The sequence below is a fragment of the Aliivibrio sp. S10_S31 genome, assembly GCF_014694495.1.
Taxonomy (GTDB): domain Bacteria; phylum Pseudomonadota; class Gammaproteobacteria; order Enterobacterales; family Vibrionaceae; genus Aliivibrio; species Aliivibrio fischeri.
In genome coordinates this window covers 1-5,485 of the sequence record NZ_JAAUWR010000040.1, presented here as the reverse complement: position 1 = coordinate 5,485, position 5,485 = coordinate 1, and the positions used below count along the sequence as shown (strand labels likewise).

Genomic DNA, 5,485 nt, shown 5'->3' with positions numbered 1-5,485 from the left:
CGGTAAATTAGAATCAGGGCTTAGAAAATCTTGGCAGGGCAGTTCTTTACCAAGTTAACCGAGCCGAAAGTAAGCACGCACAACAATCGCATCAACACGATTTATTACATTCGGCGTTCTGGGTTTGCCTTGGGTTTCGTGATTAAGGCGGTTAATTCAGGTTGGTTTGCATAGTAATAAACGTGTTATGCCAGCGTTATGTGCTTACGTTACTTGAATTATATTTCGTTTGATAATATAGTTAGTAAACCTGTATTGAAGAAATAGGAAGAATCAATGGCTAACTCAGTGAATATAAACATAGCATTACGTGGAAAAAGTAAAGGGACAGTAAAGCAAATGTCTCTTAGGGCTTTTAACGAAATGGTACTTAGTAACCTTGAGGCTTCCTTTGAACTTGAAGGTGTAAAGAGAACATCTCGTAATCGTGATAAAATTAGAAATGCCTCAAAGTTATTAGAAGGTATTATCTAAAGCTTTTCTGTGGCTTGCTCAAATAATGCCTTTATTTCTTTGTGCTGCCCTTTTAATGATTGACGGACTGCAAAGTAATAAGATTTTTTCCCTCGGCTTGTTTCAATAAAACCTTCAAGGTTAAATCTATAACCTTGAGTAAGAGACAATAACTCTAAAAACAATCTAATTGCTCGACCATTTCCATCTTGAAATGGATGTATCCACGCGAGCTCTTTATGTGTATCGATTAACATTTTTATCAACGTTTCTTTGTCTTTAATTTTCCGTAATTGACTTCTAGTTAGGGAGTTAAAGAATTTTTTTGACTCTGTTATTATTGAGTCTTTATCTAGTGTTGGGCGTCTATCATTTTGGACTACAAGTTGTTCATTACGATATTTACCAGCCCAAGAATATATTCCTTTGAATAAAGTTTCATGGCATTTTTTGAAAGCAGCTTCCCCAATTGGTTGTGAATCATCTTTTAAAAAACTTTTTAAAAATGGTGGAACACGATGCTCTGCATAAATTTCCTCGGCAATATCAAGTTCGTCATGATAGACAGCATAAACCTCGGTGTCTAAAATTATAGAATTACGTGTACCTAAGCGATTATCTGAAACAAAAATAAAGCGTTCTGGTTCAAATTTTTTCCATGTAGGTGGTGCTGGTACTTTTGCGCTATTCGGTTCGAGATATACATAGGTTTCTCCTTCGTATATTTGGATTCCAGTTATAGAACAGAAAAATAGTGGAATATGCTTTATACCAAATACGTAACAAACAGAGTCACCAATTTGCACTTCTCGATCCTTCGTCCTAAAATCTTCATCATATTTTAATAACGTATCTAATGCCTCAACAGGGGGGCATGTCGATTTTTTTGTAAAAACTGCGCCAACAGTTTTATTCCAGTATACTTTACAATAGTCATCATTACGGCGAGAGTTTTTGATGTGTACCATTTTTCCATTAGCATCATCTACATTTAGAATTGGCATAAATACCTATAACTTTCAAAGAAATAAACACTCCGTTAATATAGCACATAACAAATGCATCAACACGATTTACTACACTCGGCAATCTCAGTTTGCCGGGTGTTTCTCGTTTTAAGGCGTCAATATTAAGTATAATCGCATAGTAGTAAACGTGTTATGCAGGCGTTGTGCGTACTGAGTCCGAAATTTTTTGTACGGTTCACCAATAGAATCGCGGCTTTCGTAGGTTCGGCTTAGTAAGCGTAAATTTCTTCTTTGTTGCCTTTTGGTTTTCGTATCATCAAGTTCGGCAAATTAGCCATTATTTCCATAAGTTCAGGCGTTTCAGAGGCTATTTTACGCTTCAATTGTTCTTTGGTTATGCCTCATTTTAGTTTGCATCAGTGTTTTGCTCGCAGTATTTCCAATCCCAATTGTGGTTAGGATATTTGGTTTTTCAGTTCCAAACTAGCTGAAGCCAAACCATTCAAATGGTGTAAAAAATGTATCTGTTTTCCATTTACTTCATCTCGCAATTTAAGAACATTTTGTTCGCTTAATTGCCATTGGTAAATTAAAATCAAGGCTTAAAAAATCTTGGCAGGGCAGTTCTTTACCAAGTTAGCCAAGCCGAAAGTAAGTCCGCACAACAATCGCATCAACACGATTTATTACACTCGGCATTCTGGGTTTGCCTTGGGTTTTGTGATTAAGGCGGTAAAATTCAGGTTGGTTGGCATAGTAATAAACGTGTTATGCAAGCGTTATAACCTCAAGAGGAAATGATGGAATTAGAGGCTTTTGAACATAAGGATTATGATCTGCTTACTGCCTGGATAGATAGCGAAAAACTTTGTTATTTGTGGGGCGGGCCAGCTTATAAATATCCTCTTACTCACGAACAAATTGAAACTCATTGTAAGCAGTTACAGGTGTTTCCATTTCTATTTACTGTTGAGAATAATCCGGTTGGTTTTGTGGAGCTTTACCAAGTTTCAGTTAATGAATTTCGTATCTGTCGCGTATTTATCTTACCTGAATATCGAGGCCAGAATTTAGCTCAAACCATGCTACAGCTACTTATTGAAAAGGCTCAGGTTAATTACAAAGCTAATTTACTGACATTAGGTGTTTTCAGCCACAATAAATCAGCTATTTCATGTTACGAAAAACTGGGTTTTGTAGAATTTGAGCAGGTAACTAATAGCTTATCATTCGATGGTGAGAGTTGGGATTTGTCACGCATGGAAAAACGGTTATAACAAATGCATCAACACGATTTGCTACATTCGGCGTTGTCGGTTTGCCTTTAGTTTCAGTGATTAAGGCAGTAAAATTCAGTTTAGTCTGTATCGTAGCAAACGTGTTATGCAGGCGTTAGGTGTTTATCATGGACAATTGGTTTGTTAAAATAAGCAGAATTTTACTTTTTTGAACTAGAATGGGAACTTACATTGGAAATAGAAAAATTGAGTGTTTTATTATCGAATATATATAATGCTCTCTCATTTTATGTAATAGCGATCATTATACTAGCTTGGGTTACATATCGAGCATGTAAATATGCACTGAAAAATATAGAATATGACTTTGTAAAAAAATGGTCAACTAAGCTTCATTCTGGTTATGGAAACTTGATTTTTATCATGGCCAGTATATTGTGGGCATCGTCTGTTTCAGTATTTGGTTCTGACATTAAAGAACAAGTTTTTGATTCTACAATTCCCGTATCTTGGGAAACACTTAGTTTTTTTATAACAGTATATTGTAGTATTGTTATTGGTATATATCATTATATCGGCCAACAAAGAAAAAATAGAGAAGAGCAATCTAGACCTCCTATTAATGCAGTTAAATTGGCAGCCAAAGACACAGTTGAACTTATGCAAGTATTAAAAACTTGCTTACTAGATTGGCAGCTAATATTAAATCAACCAGTAAATTCAACAAAAGAAGAACTAGATAATTTGGCTTTATTAGACAGTTCTTTACGATCAGCAAAACGATCTTGTCTAAATTCATTGTTGAATGTTGCGAGCAATTGGGATGAGCGAGACAATGATAATGTTACCTATAGAGCAAATTTCTTTAATTTAGCTCCAGCTCGCAGTGTTTTGGAAGAATTTGAAAAAAATAATATTGTAGGCCCTAAGCCAGATAATGGAGGTTATGCCTTTAATATAAAATCAATAATTAACTCTCCATTCTTTTTATTTAATGATAACTGGCGTTCTCGACTGGAAAAAAGTGACTATATATTGGTTAACGAACAAGAGTTGAGTGTATCTTTACCCAAAAGAGAAGAGTCAAAGGAAGGACTTCCAATTTGCATGCCATATTCTGACGTAGATTTAGCATTGGGTGATGAAGCTAAACAGCCTAATCTGCATGGTGCACCATTAGCTAGACAGTTAAAGAGGCCTGTTTATATTCCCGATCTTAAGAGCCAAGTTAAGTCAACAATCGAAGATTTAAAAGACTCTCCCATGCATAGGGATTATATTAACGGAAAGTTTACTCAAAACTTGTATGAGTATTATGAGAAAGACTCAACTAAGTCAATATTATCTATCCCTATATATAAATATCATATTGGCAGGCCATTTTCAGTAAAAGGTGCAATAGATAAACCAGTCAAAGATGATGGTATCATTGTATGTATAGCAAATATTTATACTAACCGAAGTAATATGTTTAATAATGATGATATGGCTGATTCTTATTGTGAAATAGTAAAACCTATCATGTATATACTGTCTATATTAGTCTCGATGCGAGTTAATTTGATTGAAATTCAAGACATTTTGTCAAGTATAGACTATGATGAAAGAGAACTTGAAAATAAAGATAAAAAGGAGGCGGCATGAATAATAGGACATTATGGCAATTGACCGCTGATGGAGTTGCTGATCTTCGAGATCGTCAGGAAGAGCTTCGAATCGCTCAAAATGAATTGAAGCTTAACCGTCAAAGACAACTAATATTTGAAGAGTTAGAGCGTAGTGTTCGCGGTCACCAAATCAGCATAGATGAACTAGCTACGAAAATTTTCCAGTTATCTAATCGTGAGCCAGATAGAGTTATACGAAGCCATGATTTCGAGCTTTCTTCAGAAAAAATAGAAGAAGATAACCATAAAGTCTATACTGCTCGTTAAGATAAACACCTAACAAATGCATCAACACGATTTACTACACTCGGCATCTCAGGTTGCCGGGTGTTTTTCGTTTTAAGGCGTCAATTTTGAGTATAATTGCATAGTAGTAAACGTGTTATGCAGGCGTTGTGCGTACTGAGTCCGAAATTTTTTGCACGGTTCATCAAAAGGATCGCGGCTTTCGTAGTTTCGGCTTAGTAAGCGTTCCTTTCTTCTTTGTTGCCTTTTGGTTTTCGTATCATCAAGTTCGGCAAATTAGCCATTATTTCCATAAGTTCAGGCGTTTCAGAAGCTATTTTACGCTTCAATTGTTCTTTGGTTATGCCTCATTTTATTTTGCATCAGTGTTTTGCTCGTAGCATTTTCAATCCCCGCTGTAGCAAGGATATTTGGTTTATCAGTTCCAAATTTGCTGAAACCAAGTCGTTCAAATGGCGTAAAAAATGTATCTGTTTTCCATTTACTTTATCTCGCAATTTAAGAACATTTTGTTCGCTTAATTACTACCGGTAAATTAGAATCAGGGCTTAGAAAATCTTGGCAGGGCAGTTCTTTACCAAGTTGGCCAAGCCGAAAGTAAGCACGCACAACAATCGCATCAACACGATTTATTACATTCGGCGTTCTGGGTTTGCCTTGGGTTTCGTGATTAAGGCGGTTAATTCAGGTTGGTTTGCATAGTAATAAACGTGTTATGCCAGCGTTATAAGCATCGATTTATTAAGGTTATTTGAGCCAGAGGTAAAGGTTTGAAATTTTCTACGAGTTTAGCGAAAGATAGTGATTTTGAGTTCTTATTTGAACTTAAAAAGGCGGCTGAATTTGAGCCAATTAAGGCTGTGTTTGGTTGGGACGATAAAATCCAACGTGAAATGCATCAAGATGAATGGGA

Annotated in this window: 5 protein-coding genes and 1 pseudogene; 5 read left to right on the top strand and 1 reads right to left on the bottom strand. The window is 35.8% G+C overall.

All coding sequences use genetic code 11. From position 1 onward, the window contains the following. Nucleotides 1–276: 276 nt before the first annotated feature. The gene (locus HC728_RS19200; RefSeq protein ID WP_190395931.1) at nt 277–474 is read left to right on the top strand and encodes a hypothetical protein; all 198 of its coding nucleotides are present in this window, start codon (nt 277–279) and stop codon (nt 472–474) included. Here HC728_RS19200 and HC728_RS19195 read toward each other — a convergent pair. Then, nucleotides 471–1,457 carry a Fic family protein gene (locus HC728_RS19195; protein WP_190395930.1) on the bottom strand — a complete coding sequence of 329 codons (987 nt, stop codon included), beginning with the start codon at nt 1,455–1,457 and terminating at the stop codon, nt 471–473. The two genes, HC728_RS19200 and HC728_RS19195, sit on opposite strands and share 4 nt — an antisense overlap. Nucleotides 1,458–2,221: 764 nt before the next feature. Between HC728_RS19195 and HC728_RS19190 the strand changes: the two genes are divergently transcribed. The 4 genes and pseudogenes from HC728_RS19190 to HC728_RS19175 all read left to right on the top strand — a co-directional run. Continuing rightward, the gene (locus HC728_RS19190; RefSeq protein ID WP_190395932.1) at nt 2,222–2,698 is read left to right on the top strand and encodes a GNAT family N-acetyltransferase; all 477 of its coding nucleotides are present in this window, start codon (nt 2,222–2,224) and stop codon (nt 2,696–2,698) included. Between the two features lie 192 nt (nt 2,699–2,890). Then, complete coding sequence (locus HC728_RS19185) at nt 2,891–4,303, top strand: hypothetical protein (protein WP_063669703.1); 1,413 nt, start codon at nt 2,891–2,893, stop codon at nt 4,301–4,303. Next, complete coding sequence (locus HC728_RS19180; protein WP_063669704.1) at nt 4,300–4,593, top strand: hypothetical protein; 294 nt, start codon at nt 4,300–4,302, stop codon at nt 4,591–4,593. The genes HC728_RS19185 and HC728_RS19180 overlap by 4 nt, the downstream gene beginning before the upstream one ends. Nucleotides 4,594–5,342: 749 nt before the next feature. After that, a pseudogene (locus HC728_RS19175) lies at nt 5,343–5,485 on the top strand (N-acetyltransferase); the annotation flags it as partial.

Coding starts and splice junctions, on each gene's coding strand:
- HC728_RS19200 (WP_190395931.1), top strand. CDS start 277: ATGGCTAACTCAGTGAATATAAACATAGCATTACGTGGAAAAAGTAAA.
- HC728_RS19195 (WP_190395930.1), bottom strand. CDS start 1,457: ATGCCAATTCTAAATGTAGATGATGCTAATGGAAAAATGGTACACATC.
- HC728_RS19190 (WP_190395932.1), top strand. CDS start 2,222: ATGGAATTAGAGGCTTTTGAACATAAGGATTATGATCTGCTTACTGCC.
- HC728_RS19180 (WP_063669704.1), top strand. CDS start 4,300: ATGAATAATAGGACATTATGGCAATTGACCGCTGATGGAGTTGCTGAT.